At 68.9% G+C, this 16,596-nt stretch carries 19 protein-coding genes; 11 read left to right on the forward strand and 8 right to left on the reverse strand.

Features of this window, described 5'->3' with window-relative positions; all coding sequences use genetic code 11:
• Positions 1 to 8: 8 nt before the first annotated feature.
• The 3 genes from ACFXGJ_RS06100 to ACFXGJ_RS06110 all read right to left on the reverse strand — a co-directional run bounded on the left by ACFXGJ_RS06100 (position 9) and on the right by ACFXGJ_RS06110 (position 4,331).
• A complete protein-coding gene (locus tag ACFXGJ_RS06100) occupies positions 9 to 1,754 on the reverse strand; it encodes an ABC transporter family substrate-binding protein (RefSeq protein ID WP_378617468.1) in 1,746 nt (581 codons plus the stop codon).
• 283 nt (positions 1,755 to 2,037) lie between these two features.
• The gene (typA, locus tag ACFXGJ_RS06105) at positions 2,038 to 3,933 is read right to left on the reverse strand and encodes a translational GTPase TypA (protein ID WP_378617446.1); all 1,896 of its coding nucleotides are present in this window, start codon (positions 3,931 to 3,933) and stop codon (positions 2,038 to 2,040) included.
• 254 nt (positions 3,934 to 4,187) lie between these two features.
• Positions 4,188 to 4,331: a hypothetical protein gene (locus ACFXGJ_RS06110; RefSeq protein ID WP_378617447.1), complete on the reverse strand. Its 144-nt coding sequence runs from the start codon at positions 4,329 to 4,331 to the stop codon at positions 4,188 to 4,190.
• Between the two features lie 101 nt (positions 4,332 to 4,432).
• Here ACFXGJ_RS06110 and ACFXGJ_RS06115 point away from each other — a divergent pair, with 101 nt between their 5' ends.
• Positions 4,433 to 4,561 carry a hypothetical protein gene (locus ACFXGJ_RS06115; RefSeq protein ID WP_378617448.1) on the forward strand — a complete coding sequence of 43 codons (129 nt, stop codon included), beginning with the start codon at positions 4,433 to 4,435 and terminating at the stop codon, positions 4,559 to 4,561.
• Between the two features lie 145 nt (positions 4,562 to 4,706).
• Positions 4,707 to 4,883 (forward strand): hypothetical protein, encoded by a 177-nt coding sequence (locus ACFXGJ_RS06120; protein WP_378617449.1) that lies wholly within the window; start codon positions 4,707 to 4,709, stop codon positions 4,881 to 4,883.
• A gap of 259 nt (positions 4,884 to 5,142) precedes the next feature.
• Here ACFXGJ_RS06120 and ACFXGJ_RS06125 read toward each other — a convergent pair whose 3' ends face one another.
• Positions 5,143 to 5,562, reverse strand: a complete 420-nt coding sequence (locus ACFXGJ_RS06125) for a (deoxy)nucleoside triphosphate pyrophosphohydrolase (protein ID WP_378617450.1) — start codon at positions 5,560 to 5,562, stop codon at positions 5,143 to 5,145.
• 15 nt (positions 5,563 to 5,577) lie between these two features.
• On the opposite strand from ACFXGJ_RS06125, the gene ACFXGJ_RS06130 reads away from it, so the two are divergent.
• On the forward strand, positions 5,578 to 5,865 hold the full coding sequence (locus ACFXGJ_RS06130) for a 4a-hydroxytetrahydrobiopterin dehydratase (RefSeq protein WP_378617451.1): 288 nt from the start codon (positions 5,578 to 5,580) through the stop codon (positions 5,863 to 5,865).
• On the opposite strand, the gene ACFXGJ_RS06135 is transcribed toward ACFXGJ_RS06130, so the two are convergent.
• A complete protein-coding gene (locus ACFXGJ_RS06135; protein WP_378617452.1) occupies positions 5,810 to 7,078 on the reverse strand; it encodes a mannosyltransferase in 1,269 nt (422 codons plus the stop codon). The two genes, ACFXGJ_RS06130 and ACFXGJ_RS06135, sit on opposite strands and share 56 nt — an antisense overlap.
• A gap of 347 nt (positions 7,079 to 7,425) precedes the next feature.
• Between ACFXGJ_RS06135 and ACFXGJ_RS06140 the strand changes: the two genes are divergently transcribed.
• From ACFXGJ_RS06140 to ACFXGJ_RS06155, 4 genes are all read left to right on the forward strand, one after another.
• On the forward strand, positions 7,426 to 8,217 hold the full coding sequence (locus ACFXGJ_RS06140) for a hypothetical protein (RefSeq protein ID WP_378617453.1): 792 nt from the start codon (positions 7,426 to 7,428) through the stop codon (positions 8,215 to 8,217).
• A gap of 81 nt (positions 8,218 to 8,298) precedes the next feature.
• Positions 8,299 to 8,649, forward strand: coding sequence for a hypothetical protein (locus ACFXGJ_RS06145; protein WP_378617454.1), 351 nt, complete (start codon positions 8,299 to 8,301; stop codon positions 8,647 to 8,649).
• 58 nt (positions 8,650 to 8,707) lie between these two features.
• Positions 8,708 to 9,235, forward strand: coding sequence for a nuclear transport factor 2 family protein (locus ACFXGJ_RS06150; RefSeq protein WP_378617469.1), 528 nt, complete (start codon positions 8,708 to 8,710; stop codon positions 9,233 to 9,235).
• Positions 9,236 to 9,475: 240 nt separating this feature from the next.
• The gene (locus ACFXGJ_RS06155; protein ID WP_378617455.1) at positions 9,476 to 9,931 is read left to right on the forward strand and encodes a hypothetical protein; all 456 of its coding nucleotides are present in this window, start codon (positions 9,476 to 9,478) and stop codon (positions 9,929 to 9,931) included.
• Between the two features lie 46 nt (positions 9,932 to 9,977).
• On the opposite strand, the gene ACFXGJ_RS06160 is transcribed toward ACFXGJ_RS06155, so the two are convergent.
• Positions 9,978 to 10,712, reverse strand: a complete 735-nt coding sequence (locus tag ACFXGJ_RS06160; RefSeq protein ID WP_378617456.1) for a DUF1906 domain-containing protein — start codon at positions 10,710 to 10,712, stop codon at positions 9,978 to 9,980.
• Positions 10,713 to 10,932: 220 nt separating this feature from the next.
• Between ACFXGJ_RS06160 and ACFXGJ_RS06165 the strand changes: the two genes are divergently transcribed.
• The 3 genes from ACFXGJ_RS06165 to ACFXGJ_RS06175 all read left to right on the forward strand — a co-directional run bounded on the left by ACFXGJ_RS06165 (position 10,933) and on the right by ACFXGJ_RS06175 (position 12,892).
• Entirely contained in the window at positions 10,933 to 11,160 is a 228-nt protein-coding gene (locus tag ACFXGJ_RS06165) for a maltose regulon activator MalT (protein WP_378617457.1), read from the forward strand.
• A 187-nt stretch (positions 11,161 to 11,347) separates the two neighbouring features.
• Positions 11,348 to 11,713: a PLD nuclease N-terminal domain-containing protein gene (locus ACFXGJ_RS06170; RefSeq protein ID WP_378617458.1), complete on the forward strand. Its 366-nt coding sequence runs from the start codon at positions 11,348 to 11,350 to the stop codon at positions 11,711 to 11,713.
• A 42-nt stretch (positions 11,714 to 11,755) separates the two neighbouring features.
• A complete protein-coding gene (locus tag ACFXGJ_RS06175) occupies positions 11,756 to 12,892 on the forward strand; it encodes an NADH:flavin oxidoreductase (RefSeq protein WP_378617459.1) in 1,137 nt (378 codons plus the stop codon).
• A gap of 13 nt (positions 12,893 to 12,905) precedes the next feature.
• Here ACFXGJ_RS06175 and ACFXGJ_RS06180 read toward each other — a convergent pair whose 3' ends face one another.
• Positions 12,906 to 13,856, reverse strand: coding sequence for an antibiotic biosynthesis monooxygenase (locus ACFXGJ_RS06180; protein ID WP_378617460.1), 951 nt, complete (start codon positions 13,854 to 13,856; stop codon positions 12,906 to 12,908).
• A 7-nt stretch (positions 13,857 to 13,863) separates the two neighbouring features.
• The gene (locus ACFXGJ_RS06185; protein ID WP_378617461.1) at positions 13,864 to 14,640 is read right to left on the reverse strand and encodes a CPBP family intramembrane glutamic endopeptidase; all 777 of its coding nucleotides are present in this window, start codon (positions 14,638 to 14,640) and stop codon (positions 13,864 to 13,866) included.
• 219 nt (positions 14,641 to 14,859) lie between these two features.
• On the opposite strand from ACFXGJ_RS06185, the gene ACFXGJ_RS06190 reads away from it, so the two are divergent.
• Entirely contained in the window at positions 14,860 to 16,557 is a 1,698-nt protein-coding gene (locus ACFXGJ_RS06190; RefSeq protein WP_378617462.1) for a fumarate hydratase, read from the forward strand.
• Positions 16,558 to 16,596: the final 39 nt, after the last annotated feature.

Below are 16,596 nucleotides of genomic sequence, written 5' to 3' on the forward strand. Positions count from 1 at the left end.
GTGGGTGGTCACTTCTGCTTCCTCGACCAGGCCTCGGCGTCGCCGAAGACGCCGACCTGGATCGCGCCGGGCAACGTCACGCCCTGAACGTCGGGCCCGACAGCCTCCACCGTGGCGTCCTGCAACAGCGGCAGTACCGCCGCCAGGTCCCACAGGCGCGGTTCGGCATGCGCGATCGCCTCCCCCACGTCGGTGCTCCCCCGCAGCGCCTCGTCGATACTCGCCTGCAACGACGGGTCACACAGCCCCGAGATATTGCTCGGCGCGGCGAGATTCGGCTCCGCCTCGGATTCGGCGGTGGACGTGCCGGTCGCGCCAGGTGCCGGGGCGGGCCCGGCGGGCGGCGGGCAGCCGTAGCGGGAGGCCATCGAGGTGGCCGGATCCGAGCCGGCCCGCATCCAGCCGACCACCGCGTCCACCTTGCCGCCGACGAGCGCCTTGCCGTACAGCTCGTCGGGACGCGCTGTCGTCACCGTCGCGTTCACCCCGTTGCCGCGCAGCTCGTCCGCGGCGGTGTTCGCGACCGCGATCGCGGTGTCGTCGTTCTCCGGCGCCCCGATTACGACAGCCAACTGCTTGCCGTCCTTCACGATTCGCGCCGGCTCGGTAGCGGCCGGACCGTCGCCGGCGGTGTACACCCACCCCGCCTCGGCGAGCAGGCCCAACGACTGGTCGCGGGTCAGCGGCGGCGGGGCGGTCGGCGCGTATCCGGGGTCCGAGGGGGCGAGGACCTGCGCCCTGGCCACCGTCGCGTTCGATCCGGTGGGAGTGCCGACCGCGGCGAGCAGATCCGGGTTCAGCATCCCGAGGAGTCCACGACGGACCCGTTGGTCGGCCAGGGCGGGAACGCGGCCGTTGAGCGTCAGCTCCAGCGTCCGCGGTTGCGCAGCCGTCGCGGCATGGACCGTCGAGATGGCTGCCAGCTGTGCCTGCAACGGGCCGGCCCCGCGCACCTGCGCGACCTGCGCATCGCCAGACCGCATCGAGTCCGCCAGTTGCGCGTTCGAGCCGCCGCGCCGCATCAGGATCTGGTCGGCGGTGGCGGGCTTGCCCCAGAACCGGTCGTTGCGTTCGAGCAGGATCTCGTCGCGGCCGCGATCGATGGACTTGATGTGGAAGTGCGCTCCCGAGACCGGGATGTTGTCGGCGAGGCCGCGGGCGAAGCCGCCCGGTGAGTCCTTCACCAGGTGCGAGGGCAGCAGGTCGGTGAACAGCTCACGCCAGGCCGGATACGGCGAGCGCATGGTGACGGTGACGGTCTTGCCCCCACCGGAGGACCCGATGTCGTCGATCAGGGCATAGCCGGCGGGGTCGACGACGCCGGGCTGGCTGGTCATCTGCTGCCACAGGTAGCGGAAGTCCTCGGCGGCGATCGGCGCACTGTCGGACCACTGCGCCTCGTTGCGGAGCTGGTAGGTGATGGTGAACGGAGCCTGGGAGGTGACGTCCGCGGAGACGAGGAGCGAGTCGTCGGGCAGCCAGTCGGTGCCGCCGGGGCGCGTCGGGCTCGGCACCGGCCGGAACGGGCTGGGCAGCACCATGGAGGTAACCGCCGAGTTGACCGGCGACTGGTCCGCGAGCAGATGCGGGTTGAACCCGCTCCCGATCTCGTCGATCGCCACGACCACGGTGTTCTTGGTGGTGACGGCGGTGGTCGGCTTGGGACTGTCGGTGCTCTCCACGGGCGGGGGCGGATTGGCCGTGCAGCCCGCGAGGGTGATCCCCACGACCAGCGCGCCCGCCACCGGCAGCATCCGGCCGGAGCGGAGCCTGCGCAGCGACCACACATCGCCGGAGCGGAGCCTGCGCAGCGACCACACATCGCCGGAGCGGAGCCTGCGCAGCGACCGCGCATCACCGGAGCGGAGCCTGCGCAGCGACCACACATCACCGGAGCGGAGCCTGCGAAGCGACCACATGTTGTAGAGCCGTCCCGCTCGATGCACTCGCCAGTCCCTTCGATCTACCGCCGCGACAACTGTGCGCGGTCGACGAGTCCGCGGACCCGTCGACCGCGCACAGGCGCGAAGCGAAACCTTACAGCGCGGCCTTGTCGCGCGACTTCGCGCGCGAACGCTCACGGGCACGCTCGGTGGCGTTGAGGTGGACCTTGCGGACGCGGATCGCCTCCGGGGTCACCTCGACACACTCGTCGCCGGCGCAGAACTCCATCGCGGACTCGAGCGTCAGCTCGATCGGCTTCGCGAGGGTCTCCGTGACGTCGGCGGTCGCGGACCGCATGTTGGTGAGCTTCTTCTCCTTGGTGACGTTGATGTCGAGGTCCTCGGCGCGCGGGTTGATGCCCACGACCATGCCCTCGTAGGTGTCCGCGCCCGGATCGACGAAGAACGTGCCGCGGTCCGAGAGCTGGATCATGGCGAACGGGGTCACCGTGCCGGACCGGTCGGAGACCAGCGAACCGGTGTGGCGGGCGCGGATCTCGCCGGCCCACGGGGCGTAGCCGTGCGAGACGGCGTTGGCGATGCCGGTGCCGCGGGTCTCGGTGAGGAAGTCGGTGCGGAAACCGATCAGACCACGCGACGGGACGATGAACTCCATCCGGACCCAACCGGTGCCGTGGTTGGTCATCTGGACCATCTTGCCCTTGCGGTTCGCCAGCAGCTGGGTGATCGCGCCGAGGTGCTCCTCGGGGGTGTCGATGGTCAGTTCCTCGAACGGCTCGTGCAGCTTGCCGTCGACCTGGCGGGTCACGACCTGCGGCTTGCCGACAGTCAGCTCGAAGCCCTCGCGGCGCATCTGCTCGACGAGGATGGCCAGCGCCAGCTCACCACGGCCCTGCACCTCCCACGCGTCCGGGCGACCAATGTCGAGGACTCGGAGCGAGACGTTGCCGACCAGCTCGGAGTCCAGGCGAGACTTGACCATGCGCGCGGTCAGCTTGTGGCCCTTCACACGACCGACGAGCGGCGAGGAATTCGTGCCGATGACGACGGAGATCGCGGGCTCGTCGACGGTGATGGACGGCAGCGCGACCGGGTTCTCGGTGTCGGCGAGGGTGTCGCCGATCATGATCTCGGGGATGCCGGCGACGGCGACGATGTCGCCTGCGCCCGCGCTCTCACCGGGCTCACGGGTGACGCCGACGGTCTTGAGCAGCTCAGTGATCTTGACGGTCTTGACGCCGTCGGCGTGCATCCAGGCAACCTGCTGTCCCTTGCGCAGTTCGCCGTTGTGGATACGGACCAGCGCGAGGCGGCCGAGGAAGTCGGAGGCGTCGAGGTTGGTGACGTGGGCCTGCAGCGGCGCCGCGGAATCACCCTTGGGGGCCGGCACATGCTCCATGAGGACGTCGAACAGCACGTCGAGGTTCTCGGTGTCGGGGGCCTGGCCGTCCTCGGGACGGTTGAGCGACGCCTTGCCCTCGCGGCCCGACGCGTACAGGACCGGCAGGTCGAGCAGCGCCTCGGCGGCCTGGGCGGCCTCGTCGTCGAGGTCGGACGCCAGGTCGAGGAGCAGGTCCTGCGCCTCGGTGACGACCTCCTCGATGCGGGCATCGGGACGGTCCGTCTTGTTCACCACGATGATGACCGGCAGCGACGCGGCGAGCGCCTTGCGCAGCACGAAGCGGGTCTGCGGCAGCGGGCCCTCGGAGGCGTCGACGAGCAGGACGACACCGTCGACCATGGACAGGCCGCGCTCGACCTCGCCGCCGAAGTCGGCGTGGCCGGGGGTGTCGATGACGTTGATGACGGTGACCGTGCCGTCGGCGTTGTGACGGTGGACGGCGGTGTTCTTCGCGAGGATGGTGATGCCCTTCTCGCGTTCGAGGTCACCGGAGTCCATGACGCGGTCGACCAGCTCGGCGCGCTCGGCGAAGGCGCCGGACTGGCGCAGCATGGCGTCGACGAGGGTGGTCTTGCCATGGTCGACGTGCGCGACGATGGCGACGTTACGGAAATTGGTGGTGCTCACGCGGGGCGTTCTCCTGGCTGCTGACGGGGCCACACGAATTTGGTGTCGTACGGCTTCTGGCTGCCGCTACGCGCATGCGTGATTCCCATTCGCGATCCCCGTCCACCGAACAACGCTCGAAGCTTCACGATCGGTGCGCCGGCGCAGGGACTGCGGCCAGCAAATACAGTACCCGCCCTCGTCGCCACTTCTCGCCCCGCAACCGGCAATCAGCACCGTTGACCTGCGGATCGTGATCTACACCACTGCTACTGTCACGGCGACGAGACAAACCAACCCGACGGCCCCAACCGGGAATCCTTGCGCGCCGCGTAGTGGTCGAAGAACACCCGTGCGGTGAGCTCCCTGCGGTTCGAGACCCCGGCCTTGCCGCAGACGACCTTGAAGTGCTCCTGCACCGTGCACGGGGACAGATGCAGCGCTCGCCGCCGCGGCTCGGGCGATATCGAGCCTGTTCGACGAGCTCGCACCGTGGTCCGCGGGTCCGACGGTCCCGACCATGCTCGGTCCCGGCGAGTCGCTCGACCGCGCCTTCGACTCGTCCACGATGGACTCGCCGCGCCGTCTCGAGGAAGCCGTCGATCCGTCGTACGCGGTCCGCGGGAACTATCCGGTACACGGCCGCTGAGCAGTGGCGCGACGGGGGCCCGGCTTCATGGGGTGGCCGGGAACCCGTCGGGGTCGACATCAGCGAACCCCGGCCACTGAGGACACGCTAACCTCGACTGGAGGATTGCCTCCCTCGTTGTCGAAGCAGAAGGGCCCGGTCGCCGATGGGCAAGGTCAAGGCGAAGAAGGTCTCGAGCCTCAAGCCGAAGAAGAAGTGTTGCCGCAGCAAGAAGCGCTGCCTCAAGTGCCCGGTCGTCATCATGCGGATGAAGAAGCTCGAGAACGAGGGCGCCAAGGGCAAGGACCTGAGGAAGGGGCTCAAGAAGGCCCGCGCCGCCTGATGCTCACGTCGACATGGCCGCCGGGCACGGTCCGGTAGTCGGCAGTCGCACCGCCGCGCAGCACTTGCCGGCGGAATGGAATTCGAACGCGGCACTTCCACATCTGAATCTGCGCGCAAATCTGAATCTGCGCGGCCCCGATATGGAAACCAACCCGTGACAGCGCGGCAGAAATTCAGCGTTCAACATGGCCACGCCGGTTGATTTGGCGTTCGACCTTCGCGCGCGTGGTGCCGCCCGCTGTCGAAAACTCAGACGGTCACGTACGGGATTCGAGAAGATCCGTCAGGTCCGGCAGCCACACCGTGTCGTTCGGCACCAGATCCGCCGCGGCCAGCTGCTCGGCGTCGACCCACCGCACGGCGGCATGCTCGAGCGCCGTCGGGGTTCCGGACTCGAGCTCGACGACGTACGCCCGAAGCACCATTGCGCCGGGCAGCGGCACGTCCGCGCCGATTCGGCCGCGCACGACCGTCTCGACCCCCAGCTCCTCGCGCAGTTCCCGGCGCAGCCCCTCGGACGGGGTCTCCCCCGCCTCGATCTTGCCGCCCGGCAACTCCCACAACCCGGCCAACTCCGGTGGCGACACCCGCTGCGCCAGCAGCAACCGGCCGGCGTGCACGATCGCGGCCGCAGCGACCTCCCGTCGCTCGGCACTGTCGCCCACACCCCTCCGCATGGGACCATCATTGTCATGGCCGAGTTGCTGACCGACGCCGAGGTCGACACCGCGCTCGCCGGGCTGCCGCACTGGCAGCGGGTGGGATCGGAGATCGTCCGGGCCGTCGAACTGCCCACGTTCCCCGCCGCCATCGCCCTCGTCGACCGCGTCGCCGCAGCCGCCGAAGCCCGCAATCACCACCCGGACATCGACATCCGTTGGCGAACCGTCACGTTCACCTGTTCCACCCATTTCAAGGGCGGGCTCACGGAACTGGACGTGGCACTGGCTCGGGAGATCGATCGGCTCGCCGCCGAGTGAGCCGTCCGGCATAGATCACCCACGCGTAGAAGGCCACCGCTCCCACGACGTTCACCGCGCCCAGCCAGGCGAGCAGCGCGGGCCGGGAGATCAGCCAGATCGTCTCCTGGAAGAAGCTGAGCACCCAGGGCACACCGACCAGGATCGACACCAGCCAGCAGCCCGCGAGGATCCGCGAGCCCAGCAGGCCCGACAGCGGCCCGTGCACCAGCCAGATCAGCATGGGGATCAACCACACCCAGTGATGCGACCACGAGATCGGCGAGATCAGCAGTCCCAGCATCTGCACCACCAGCAGCGTGCCGAGCAGGTCGTCGCGACCGAGCGACCGCCACGCGAAGAAGGCGAGCGCCGCCAGTACCGCGACCGCGGTCAGCCACAGCGGCCCGCTCTGCACATCGTGCCCGACCACCCGGCTCAGCGCTCCCCGCACCGACTGGTTCCACACCGACCCGACCGGGCCGATCCGGGAGGCGTCACCGAGCAGGTGCTCGAAGTAGCGGCGCGCCTCGGAACCGATCAGGAGGTAGCTGACTCCGACCGTGAGTCCGAACGCGACCGCCGAGAACACCGCCGCCTTCCACCGCCGCCGGAGCACGAAGTAGAGGCCGGTGATGGCGGGCGTGAGCTTGATACCGGCGACGAACCCCACCAGTCCGCCGGCGACCCACCAGCGACTGCTGCGCACCGCGACCATCGCGCCCAGCGCGAGGAAGACGTTGACCTGGCCGTAGTCGAGCGTGGTCCGGACCGGTTCGGTCCACATACCCACGGCGGTCCAGACCAGCGCGATCGAGGTCCAGCGCGGTTCGAGGCCGCGGGTGCCGAGCAACAGCTCGATGCTCATCTTGACCAGCAGGTACAGCGCACCGATGGTGAGCAGCTGCCAGCACACCCCCACCAGCCCGAACGGGAGGTAGTGCAACGGCAGGAAGACCAGCGCCGCGAACGGCGGATAGGTGAACGGCAGGGGAAAGTCCGGGGTGAACTCCGAGTAGGTGTAGTCGTAGAGGTTCCCGCGCAGCAGCGCCGCCGAGCCGTCCACGTACACGTGGAGGTCGACCAGGTTCATGCCGTTGGGACTCAGCAGGCTCCACGCCATCCGGGCGAGCACCGAGACGGCCAGGAGCAGCGGTGCCAGGCGCAGGAGTCGCGCGACGCGGGCGCTCGTGCTGGGGCTTCGGACCGCGGATGCGGAGGGCGTCTCGGACACAGTGTTCGCGTTCTCCCGTGTGAGGTGGACCGACGGGGCGAACCCGAAGCCTTGAGTCCTCGGAGCCTACGTCAGTGGCCCCGGCCGACCCGAACCGGCAAATTCACATCCATAACAGTTGCATCAACAATCTCAATCTTCACTCCAGCCACAGGCTATTCTCACCGGGCAAGCATCGGTCGTACAGCGTGTGAATAGACTGCCCCGAACCACCTGGACCATCACCATCACATGGGACGGGCATTTCAATCGCTGTACAACGCCAGGTGGCCTGCATAGAGTGGCCCCTCGACACTGAGTGGCCGGCCAGGACCAGCCGACGCTCGAGAACAAAGGATGGGGACATCGTGCTTCGTACGCGACGACCGCGCAGAACGATCACCGCGCTGGCGATTGCCGCCACAGCAGCTATCGCCGTACCGGCGGGCGCGCTCGCGCAGCCCGCACCGGCACCCGCCCCGATCCAGCTGCCCGCCGGGTTGGACATCGAGGCCCTCGCGTCTCTCGCGCCCGCCATCCTCGGTGCCGCGGCAGGCCCGCTCGACATCGGCCAGCCGATCGACATCGCCGGCGGCCCGCAGGCGGACCTGCTCGCGCAGGCGAAGGCACTGCTCGAGTCCTCCAACCTGCCTCCGCAGACGAAGGAAACCCTCCAGAAGGTCATCACCTTCCTCGACGGCAGCGGTGGCGGCGGACCGGCGTTGCCGCCCAAGGACGGCCCGGTGATCGCACAGTTCCTGTACCCGACCATCGGCAAGGGCTGCATCGGCGCCAGCTCCGATTCGATCGGCACCGCGCTTGCCGTTCCCGGCCCCGCGCACCTGCCGCCTCCCGGCCCCGCCGCCGGCCAGGCAGGCTTCGTGTTCACCGCGCTCGGCACCAAGTCGGCCACGGCGCAGCAGCCCAACCCGCTGACCGTGTCCTGGGTGAACATCGACAACCGGACGTCCGGCAATGCGACCCTGACCACCGCCTCGCGGATCAACCCGGACGGTCCGGCGACGCTCTCCGCGATCGCCAACACCGGCCACGGCCGCGTGCTCGCGGTGATCTCGGGCGGACTGACCACGCAGGCCGAGGGCGCCGCCCCCATCACCTGCAGCTTCCTCCCGACGGTGGGGACGGTCTTCGTCCCCTGACGCCACGTACACGACGGAAGGGCTCCTCGCGCATCGCGAGGAGCCCTTCTGTCATGTGCGGCCCCTGTGGTACACCAGGGAATGGCCTCCCCCCAGAGTTCCCGAAAGCAGCACTCCTGGAAGTCGACCCACGCCAAGCGCTCGATCCTGTCGATCCGCTCCGAGGGTTCGATCCTGTCCATCGGCTCGGCGTACTCGATCCTCTCGATCGGCAGCGTGGGCTCGATCCTCTCGATAGGCTCCATCGGCTCGGCCGGTTCCGCCCTGTCCACCGGCTCGTTCGGCAGCCTCGGCTCGGCGCTGTCGGGCCTGTCGCGCTGGTCGGTGCTGTCCTGGCGGGCGGACGGCGACAGTGGCAGCGAACGACCTCTGCACGTGCTGGCCGAGGAGCCGGAACTGGCGACCTCCCCCACCGCACACACTCAGACCTGAACCGGCACAACATGATCGACGTAACGAGACGACCCACGACGGAGGCAGCGTGACCGAGCTGGACCACGGCAACAAGGCGACGGCGACCGAGGGCGGTCGATGGACTCGGGCGCAGCTCGAGGAGGCGTTCGCGGGCTACCAGCGCACGGTGGCGGAGGCGAAGCGGACCGGCGACTGGAACCTCTTCGCGGACATGTTCACCGAGGACGCGTCCTACATCGAGCACGCCTACGGCAACTTCTCCGGACGCGAGGAGATCCGCAAGTGGGTGATCCGCACGATGAACAGCTTCCCCGGCAGCCACATGACGGAATTTCCCGCGCTCTGGTACACGATCGACGAGCAGCGGGGCTGGGTGATCTGCGAGATCGACAACCCGATGCCCGACCCCGGCGACGGCAGCGCGCACGGGGCGTCGAATCTGACCATCCTGCACTACGCCGGTGACGGCCTGTGGTCCTGCGAGGAGGACGTCTACAACCCGATGAAGTTCCTCAAGATGGCCAAGCGGTGGTGCCGCAGCGCCGAGGCCGCCGGCGCGCTGCCGGACGATGCCAGGCAGTGGCTCGCGGCGGTCGGCGCCTGACGGTCGGCCGCCGGCTCAGGGCTTCGTCGGCGGCGGGGTGGACGGTGCCGTCGACCCCGCCGAGATGCCCTGGTAGATGTCCGACGCCACGGCGTAGAGGAAGTCGATGACCACGTTCATGGGATGTTCTCCGTCTCGATTGAATCGGTTGTCGTGTCCTGTACGTCGTACAACCGGACCCGCGCCGTTACGGCCCGAATTCCCGGGTCCGGCGGCCGCCGAGGTCTACGCTTGGCGACTATGAAAATCGCAGCAGCAGTAATCGCCGCCTCTGCCATTTCACTCGCCGTCGCGGGCTGTAGTTCGGACAGCAGCGACACCACGACCACCACCGCGAACTCGGCCAAGGACAAGGCTTCCGCCGCAATGAGTTCGGCCGCGAGCGCCGTCGGCGGAGCGGTGTCCTCGGCCAGCGCGGCGGCCGGCAGCGCCGTGAGCAAGGCCCAGGGTGCGGTGGACAACGTCAAGACGACCACCTTCACCGTGGCTTTCAAGGCTGGCTTCCCCAGCCTCGCCGAGGGTCGCGACGATGCGGCAATCGCCGACATCCTCAACCAGACCTGCGCGGACATCGACGCCAACCAGGACGAGACCAAGGTCGTGACCGGCCTCGAGACCCGGGCCGGGAACAACGGCGTGCCCGCGACTCAGGAACAGGCGCAGCACATCTACGACCTCGCCAAGCCCCTCTGCTGACCGAGCTCCACCAGGTGGGTGGTCACTGAGCTGCGTCGTCCGGGCGTCAGCTCGGTGACCACTGGCCGTACTGGGCCCGCAGGATCGCATTGAGGTCGACACCGACACCGTCGATGGCACGCTTGTCGATCTCGTACTGGTGCAGGTGCGCGGACGGATGCACGTATCCCTTCGGGGTACCCCAGTTGTGCTGCCAGTAGTACGCCCCCAGGCCTTCGTCGACCAGGGCGTCGAGGGTCGGCGAGTTCGCGTACACGCCGGTGTTCGCGTGGCCGAGAACCGATTCCCAGCCCTGCAGGTAGGGCATGATCAACGCCTCGACGTCGGCATCGCTCGGGTTGTCGTCGATCGAGGCGTAGATCGGAGCGCCGTCGGGACCGCCCGCCGCCCGGTGCAGTTCGAGTCCGCGTTGCGCGTGCCGCTTGCCGGCCTCGAGACCTCCGCGCCAGTCGGCCGTGCTGCCCTTGCCGAACTGGTAGCACGAGACCACCTCCAGCCCCGCCGCGGCGAGAGCGGTCGCCTCGTCGGCGAGCATCGGCTTGCCGGTCATCCACTTCGCGTCGGGCCTGCGGTCGGAGACGTAGCGGATCGCGCCCGCGTGACCGGCGGCCTTGATCGCCTGGGCATCGGGCACGCCGCCCGCGTAGTCGACGAGCGTGCCGAGGTTGGGTGCGGCCTGCGCAAGGGAATTCGACCCGAGCGCGGCGATACCGAGGGCCGCCGAACCGACAGCCGCGTACCTGAAGAGTTCTCGACGGGAAACCTGCACGTTGCCTCGCATCTTCGATGGCCGGACTACCGGTGCGCCTGACGTTTCGAAACCACGGCCGCCGGTAGTGTTGACGGTTTTGTGCATTTCACCACAGTCACTCTGGTGTCGCCAGTCACACCGGTTTCACCAGTCACAACAGTAGTCATCGGGCAGGGAGACCGCGGAACCGATCGGCGGTAGTCTCGGGAGGTATCCACACCCTTCCCTCCCCGAGGAGGACGAGGCTGTCATGGCCAAAGAAACGTGGTGGGTCATCGCACCCGAGAGCCGATTCTCGTTCGAGCAGCAGGCAAACGGCGATCTCGTCGTCACCGACACGTCGGCGGCGGAGCAGCACGTCCTGCACGGCTACGAATGGATGCACGTCAAACACGGAGACGAGGGACAGCACCGAATCAAGGTGCACGGCGAGGGACCGCCGCCGTTCGGGCAGTGGGTAGCCCTCGACGAGGGTTGAGCCCTCCCCACCACTCCGGCGTTCCACATCCTGAGCAAGGCTCACGAATTAGCCGTCGGCCCCGACGCCCGCCGCGTAGCCTTCCCGCGGGGGTCGATCGGCGCCGCGGTGCTCGCTGCGCGGTGCCGGAGGTCAACGGTGCGCGCATCGGCGCGCGGCGCAGCAATATCGGGGAGGAACCTTCCACATGCCGTACATGGCATTCGGGCTGATCACACTGCTGCTGTGGGTCTTCTGTCTGGTCGACGTGCTGACCAGGCAGGACTGGGAGGTTCGCAATCTCCCCCGGATCGGCTGGATCCTGATCGTGCTGCTGGTGCCCACGATCGGCTCGATCCTCTGGCTGGTCCTCGGCCGTCCGGACGGGCCGGCTCGCCCGCCGAACCAGCGTCCGCACCCGTCCACGTTCGGGGAGTACGAACGGCCAGGTCGACACATCGCACAGAATCCCGACGACGACGAGGCCTTCCTCCGGCAGTGTCGCGAACGCGCGGAGGAGCAGCGTCGGATCGCGCGGCAGCAGCGCCTCGCGCGTGAGGCCGGGGACGAGTAACCCGCCGGAATAAGGTGCGCCTGCATGTAGTTACCAGGGGTCATGACCGAGCCCAGCACCCCCTTGCCCGTAGACGGACTTTTCGAGCCTTTCGCCGTCAAGTCGCTCCAGCTGAACAATCGATTTGCCATGGCCCCGATGACCAGGGCCTTCTCCCCGGACGGGATTCCCGGCGACGACGTCGCCGAGTACTACCGCCGACGCGCGGCGGGCGGGGTCGGGCTGGTCATCACCGAGGGCACCTACATCCCCGACCCGGCGGCCGGGCCGCACACCCGGGTCCCGCGCCTCTACGGCGACGAGAGCCTGCGCGGCTGGAAGTCGGTCGTCGACGCCGTGCACGCCGAGGGCGGCTCGATCATCCCGCAGCTGTGGCATCTCGGCGTCGAACGAGGTGACCACCCGCGGCTGAATCCGGACGCACCCACCGTCAGCCCGTCCGGTCTCGCCCTCGACGGCACACCCCTCGGCCGGGCCTTCACCACAGCCGACCTCGACGACCTGCGTGAGTCCTGGGTGGCGGCCGCGGTGAACGCGAAGGACGTCGGCTTCGACGGCATCGAACTGCACGGTGCGCACGGCTACCTGCTCGACGAGTTCCTCTGGGCACGCACGAATGTCCGTACCGACGGCTACGGCGGCACGCTCGGTGCCCGCACCCGCTTCCCCGCCGAGGTGGTCGCCGCCATCAGGGAGGCCGTCGGCGAGGACTTCGCCATCGTGTACCGCTACTCCCAGTGGAAGTCGAACCACTACGACGCCCGACTCGCCGACTCGCCCGCCGAGCTGGAACAGGTGCTCGCGCCACTGGTTGCCGCCGGCGTCGACGTACTGCACGCGTCCACCCGCAGGCACTGGGAGCCCGCGTTCGCCGACCTGACCGGGGCCGACGCGGACCTCGGCCTGGCGGGGTGGACGAAGAAGCTCACCGGGCTGCCCACCATCACGGTCGGCTCGGTCGGCCTCGACAAGGTCTTCACCACGGCGTTCACCCCCGACGGGGCGTCCGGCACCGTCGGTGTCGACCGTCTGCTCGCGCAGTTCGAGAACGGGGAGTTCGACCTGGTCGCCGTCGGCCGAGCGCTGCTCGCCGATCCGAACTGGGTGAGCAAGCTGCAGTCGGGCCGCACGGACGACCACATTCCGTACGCCAACGAGCACCGGGAAGTCCTGCACTGACCGCCCGCCGGCGTCAGCGCGCGTAGTCCCAGAACTGCAGCCAGCGCATCGACCCGAACAGGGCCAGTGTCGCGGCGTAGAGCAGCAGGACGGCCGCGGCGCCGGCGAGGCTGATCCGGGTGCCCGCCCCGTCCACCGGATCGAGCCAACGCCGGAACCGCGCGGTCACCGCGGGCATCAGGACGAAGGTCAGCAGTCCGACGCTGACGACCTGGCCGAGCCAGGTCGACAGCCACAGCGGTGCGCCCCAGTCGACGAATCGGGGCGTGACGAACCGCGACAGCGTCATCACCGTCGGGTACAGCGCGAGCAGGACCAGCATCGCGGTCTTCCACCGCGGCGTTACCGTGGCCCTGCCGTCCTGTACGCGCAGGATCGAACCGAACGGCGCGCTGCTCGCGATCACCGCGAAGTCCTCGGTCAGTTCCGATCTCAATGCCGGTAGCGCCTCGTCACGCTCGGCCGACTCCAACCAGGCGGCGAGCTGGCGGTCGGTGCGGAACCGGAGCACCGCGAACCAGCGGCCCGGTCCGCGCGGGCCGAGCACGGCCGAGCCCTCGAATCCGGGGAACTCGGCGATCACCGCCGCGAGCCGCGCCTGCGCCCCCACGAACTGCCGCTCCCGGCCCGGAGCAACGGGGTGTTCGAAGACCGCGGTGCCCGGCGGCAGGTGGTCCCGGACGAGGATCAGGTCCGCGCTCGCGCGGCGACAGCCCACGGCCATCCCCTCGGCCAGCAGGCGCCTGCGGTCCGGGTCGTCCAGCCACAGCTGCAGGTTCGCCTCGGAGTCGAACGTGACCGAGAGCGCCCAGTCGAGTTCGGGCGCCTCGCCCGCGGCAACGCGCGCCTCGACGAATCCGGTTGCGTGAGCGGCGGCCGCACCCATCCGGTCCGCCCAGTCGACGAAGGTCACCGCCTCCGGCTCGCGGTGGAACACCGTCACGGCTGTCGCGGCGGCGGTCATCTCGACGTCAGCTCAACGTCATGTGCCACACGAGGGCGGCCGCCAGCGCGCCCACACCGTTGAGCGACCAGTGCAGGGCGATCGGTGCGAGCAGACTGCCGCTGCGACGACGCAGCCAGGTGAACACGAAACCGGCGGCCGTGGTCGCCGCGACCGCACCGGCGATCCCGAGCACCTGCCCGGCGACGCCGCCGCCGAGGATCCCGGTCAGGCCCTTGTTGCCGGTGGTGAGGCCGAGCGACGAGGCGATGTGCCAGAGCCCGAACAGCAGCGAACCCGCCGCGAAGACGCCGCGCGCACCCCAGGCCCGGTCCAGGGTGCCGTGCAGCACCCCGCGGAACGCGAGCTCCTCCGGGATCACCGTCTGCAGCGGGATCACGATCATCGAGGCGATGAGCGCACCGGAGACGGTGGCGTAGCGGTCGGCCATGAAGAACTGCCGGGTGATCGGGAGTGCGACCCCGACCGCGACCACCGCGAGCACGACGCCGACCGCGGCGAACGCGTACAGCGAGCCCTTGCGCCAGTGCCGCGGCGACAGGCCGAGTTCGGCCCAGCCGAGCCCGCGGCGCTTGGTCAGCGCGACGAGCACGACCGCCGCGATCGGCACGGTGGCGACGCTCGCCCAGGCGTTGGTGAAGTGTGCGACGAGGTTGGTTCCGACGAGCACCACGACCACGACGGCGACGTCGAGGTAGGCGTGGAACCGATGTCGGGGGCGGGGCGCGTCCGAGGGATACTCGACCTCGCCGACGGAGTCCGCGTATCCGGCCTCGACGCTCATATGCGCTTCACCTGCCCACCTGTTCGTTGCACCCCGACCAGTGTACGGATCGCCGCGAAGGCCAATGTGACTGTCGCCACACTCGATTGCCCGTGTGTGCCCGCACCGGAGCCGCACCACATCGGGTCCGGTGGCCGTATGATCCCCGCCTTCGGCGCGGCGGACGCGCACGTTTAGCCTGAACTGGACTCCACACGCCCATGTTCAGGAGATGTAACGATGGCCGACTTCCTCTACGAGGACCTGCTGCCGATCGGTGAGGACCCCACCGAGTACCGGCTGCTCACCACCGAGGGGGTGTCCACCGTCGAGGGACCCGACGGGCGGACCTTCCTGCAAGTCGAGCCGGAGGCGCTGCGACTGCTCACCGAGACCGCGCTGCACGACATCTCGCACTACCTGCGCACCGACCACCTGAAGCAGGTCGCGAGCATTCTCGACGACCCCGAGGCGTCGAACAACGACAAGTTCGTCGCGCTGGACCTGCTCAAGAACGCGAACATCTCCGCGGCGGGCGTCCTGCCCATGTGCCAGGACACCGGAACCGCGATCGTGATGGGCAAGCGCGGCCAGCAGGTGCTCACCCCCGGCGACGACGAGGAGTCGATCGCCCGCGGCGTGTACGACGCGTACACCCGGCTGAACCTGCGCTACTCCCAGAACGCTCCCATCACCATGTGGGAGGAGAAGAACACCGGCAACAACCTGCCCGCGCAGATCGAGCTGTACGCGGACACCGCGAAGGGCCACGAGAACTCCTACAAGTTTCTCTTCATGGCCAAGGGCGGCGGATCGGCCAACAAGTCGTACCTGTACCAGGAGACCAAGGCCATCCTGAACCCGGACTCGATGATGCAGTTCCTCGAGGCCAAGATCCGCTCGCTGGGTACCGCGGCCTGCCCGCCGTACCACCTCGCGATCGTGGTCGGCGGCACCTCCGCCGAGTTCGCGCTGAAGACGGCCAAGTACGCGTCGGCGCACTACCTCGACGAGCTGCCCACCGAGGGCGCGATCACCGGCCGCGGCTTCCGCGACCACGAGCTCGAGAAGCAGGTCTTCGAGCTCACCCAGAAGATCGGCATCGGCGCGCAGTTCGGCGGCAAGTACTTCTGCCACGACGTCCGCGTCATCCGACTCCCCCGGCACGGCGCCTCGCTGCCCGTCGCGATCGCCGTCTCCTGCTCGGCGGACCGCCAGGCGAAGGCGAAGATCACCCCCGAGGGCGTGTTCCTCGAGCAGCTCGAGTTCAACCCCGGCCGGTTCCTGCCCGAGGTCACCGACACCGAGCTCGACGCCGAGACGTCCGGCGTCTCGGGCACCGGCAAGGGCGCCGCGGTGAAGATCGACCTCACCAAGCCGATGCCGGAGATCCTCGCCGAGCTGTCCAAACACCCGGTCAAGACCCGGCTGTCGCTGAACGGCCCGCTGGTCGTCGCGCGCGACATCGCGCACGCCAAGATCAAGGAGCGCCTGGACGCCGGCGAGGAGATGCCGCAGTACCTCAAGGACCACCCGGTGTACTACGCCGGCCCGGCGAAGACCCCGGACGGCATGGCGTCGGGCTCGTTCGGCCCGACCACCGCGGGCCGGATGGACTCCTACGTCGAGCAGTTCCAGGCGGCGGGCGGCTCGATGGTCATGCTGGCCAAGGGCAACCGATCCAAGCAGGTCACCGACGCCTGCGACACGCACGGCGGCTTCTACCTCGGCTCGATCGGCGGCCCCGCGGCTCGCCTGGCGCTCGACTGCATCAAGCACGTCGAGGTCATCGAGTACGAGGAGCTCGGCATGGAGGCGGTCTGGAAGATCGACGTCGAGGACTTCCCGGCGTTCATCGTCGTCGACGACAAGGGCAACGACTTCTTCGCGCACACCGGCGAGGTCACCCTGACGATCGGCAAGCGTCCCGGCCTGTAGGCCCGAACTGCGCGAGGGGCCCGGCGGATCGAACGAATC

The sequence above is a fragment of the Rhodococcus sp. NPDC059234 genome, assembly GCF_042754225.1.
Lineage (GTDB): Bacteria > Actinomycetota > Actinomycetes > Mycobacteriales > Mycobacteriaceae > Rhodococcus_G.

Bases quoted from the DNA above. Each gene is read 5' to 3' on its own strand.
- ACFXGJ_RS06100 (WP_378617468.1), bottom strand. From the start codon at position 1,754: ATGCTGCCGGTGGCGGGCGCGCTGGTCGTGGGGATCACCCTCGCGGGC.
- ACFXGJ_RS06115 (WP_378617448.1), top strand. From the start codon at position 4,433: ATGCTCGGTCCCGGCGAGTCGCTCGACCGCGCCTTCGACTCGTCCACG.
- ACFXGJ_RS06120 (WP_378617449.1), top strand. From the start codon at position 4,707: ATGGGCAAGGTCAAGGCGAAGAAGGTCTCGAGCCTCAAGCCGAAGAAG.
- ACFXGJ_RS06125 (WP_378617450.1), bottom strand. From the start codon at position 5,562: ATGCGGAGGGGTGTGGGCGACAGTGCCGAGCGACGGGAGGTCGCTGCG.
- ACFXGJ_RS06130 (WP_378617451.1), top strand. From the start codon at position 5,578: ATGGCCGAGTTGCTGACCGACGCCGAGGTCGACACCGCGCTCGCCGGG.
- ACFXGJ_RS06145 (WP_378617454.1), top strand. From the start codon at position 8,299: ATGGCCTCCCCCCAGAGTTCCCGAAAGCAGCACTCCTGGAAGTCGACC.
- ACFXGJ_RS06155 (WP_378617455.1), top strand. From the start codon at position 9,476: ATGAAAATCGCAGCAGCAGTAATCGCCGCCTCTGCCATTTCACTCGCC.
- ACFXGJ_RS06160 (WP_378617456.1), bottom strand. From the start codon at position 10,712: ATGCGAGGCAACGTGCAGGTTTCCCGTCGAGAACTCTTCAGGTACGCG.
- ACFXGJ_RS06165 (WP_378617457.1), top strand. From the start codon at position 10,933: ATGGCCAAAGAAACGTGGTGGGTCATCGCACCCGAGAGCCGATTCTCG.
- ACFXGJ_RS06170 (WP_378617458.1), top strand. From the start codon at position 11,348: ATGCCGTACATGGCATTCGGGCTGATCACACTGCTGCTGTGGGTCTTC.
- ACFXGJ_RS06175 (WP_378617459.1), top strand. From the start codon at position 11,756: ATGACCGAGCCCAGCACCCCCTTGCCCGTAGACGGACTTTTCGAGCCT.
- ACFXGJ_RS06180 (WP_378617460.1), bottom strand. From the start codon at position 13,856: ATGACCGCCGCCGCGACAGCCGTGACGGTGTTCCACCGCGAGCCGGAG.
- ACFXGJ_RS06185 (WP_378617461.1), bottom strand. From the start codon at position 14,640: ATGAGCGTCGAGGCCGGATACGCGGACTCCGTCGGCGAGGTCGAGTAT.
- ACFXGJ_RS06190 (WP_378617462.1), top strand. From the start codon at position 14,860: ATGGCCGACTTCCTCTACGAGGACCTGCTGCCGATCGGTGAGGACCCC.